This window comes from Frankia sp. AgKG'84/4 (assembly GCF_023242965.2).
Classification (GTDB): Bacteria; Actinomycetota; Actinomycetes; order Frankiales; family Frankiaceae; genus Frankia.
In genome coordinates, this window is sequence record NZ_JALKFU020001081.1 from 1 (window position 1) to 1,464 (window position 1,464).

The following is a 1,464-nucleotide window of genomic DNA, read 5'->3' on the forward strand; positions in this document are numbered from 1 at the left end:
GGTGATCGCCGGGCGGTGGCCGGCGCGGGCCGGCGGGTGCCCCCGGCGGAGCGCGGCGGCCGGGGTGAGGCATCCTGCAGGGCCCCGACCAGGGATGGGCCCTGCAGGAGGCCGTGCGGGAGCACCGCCGAGGGTGCCTATTCGACGGTCGGGGTCGGTTCGACCGCCGTGGAGCGCCGATGGTCGAACACCAGGCTGGTGCGCACGTCGCAGACCTCGGGGCGTTCGGTGAGACGGTCGATGACCAGGCTGTACAGGCCATCGTTGTCGGGCACGGCGACGTGCATCAGGAAGTCGAAGTCGCCGGTCGTGGAGAAGATGCTGACCGTTTCGACGAGCCCGGCCGCCCAGGTCCGGAACTCCTCGATGATCTTTCGGGTGGGCGGGCGAACCCGCACCGAGACCAACGCCTGGACGGGGCGGCCGATCGCGGTGAGATCGACCTCGGCGCGAAAACCGCTGATGATGCCGCGTTCGACCAGGGAGCGCACCCGTTGCAGTGAGGTCGAGGGCACGACGTGCGTGGCCAGGGCGAGGTCTCGGTTGGTGCGCCGGCCGTTCTGCTGCAACAGGCGTAACAAGGCGCGATCGAGCTCGTCCAAGCCGGTTTCTCCTTGTCGAGGGGGGTTGACAGGTCCGCCCCGCGGATTATCCGCATCTATCGGATATCGCGCAACAACTCGGACAGATGGTATGGATCCCGGCATCAGTTACCTGATGCAACCAGGATAGAACGCAGGCGTCTCCCGCTGCGCACACGCCGTTTCCGGCCTACTCCGTTCCGTTCGCAGGTTTCGCGCGCTAGTGCGCGGAAATCGCATCCGACGAAGGTGCGGTGGCCGCTCGTGCCGCGACCAGGGTGATCGTGTCCCCGGGGTCGGCGCCACCGCCCGGGGGAAGCTGGTCGATCACGGTGCCGGTGCCGGTGCCGGAACGGGAGCGCCGGGCGACGGTGAGGCCCGGTCCGGACAGGGTGCTCTCGGCGTCGCCGACCGGGCGCCCGCGCAGATCGGGCACCATGACCGGGTCGGCGGCCACGACGATGGTCACCGCCGAGCCGGGGGCCACCGTGGAACCCGCCGGTGGCGACATGCTCTCGACGGTGCCCGCGGCGGCGAGGGTCACCCCGGTGTTCACCTGCCGGCGCACCGTCAGGCCGGCCCCCCGCAGTGTCGCCGCCGCGTCCGCGCCTCGTCGCCCGGTGACCTGTGGAACGGTGACGGTCGACGGGCCGGCGGAGACGGTCAGGGTCACGGTGGCGTCCTCGCGCGGCGCCGAGGTGCCGGCGGTGGGATCGACGACCAGGACGGTGCCGCGGGCGCTCGGGTCCGCGCGGTAGGAGCGGCGGACCGCGGGGAAACCGGCGGCGCGCACGGCCGCCTCGCGCCCCCAGCCGTCCAAGCCGCTGTTCGCCAGCCCCTTCGTCGACCTGGTGCACCGCGCCTGGTCCGCCCAGCGCGACCA

2 protein-coding genes are annotated in these 1,464 nt (G+C 72.1%); both read right to left on the minus strand.

Annotated features, from left to right (window positions below; translation table 11 throughout):
* Positions 1-137: 137 nt before the first annotated feature.
* On the minus strand, positions 138-602 hold the full coding sequence (locus MXD58_RS27435; protein ID WP_248837052.1) for an Lrp/AsnC family transcriptional regulator: 465 nt from the start codon (positions 600-602) through the stop codon (positions 138-140).
* Between the two features lie 199 nt (positions 603-801).
* The coding region (locus MXD58_RS27440) for a PASTA domain-containing protein (protein ID WP_250610947.1) at positions 802-1,464 on the minus strand (663 nt) is incomplete at its 5' end.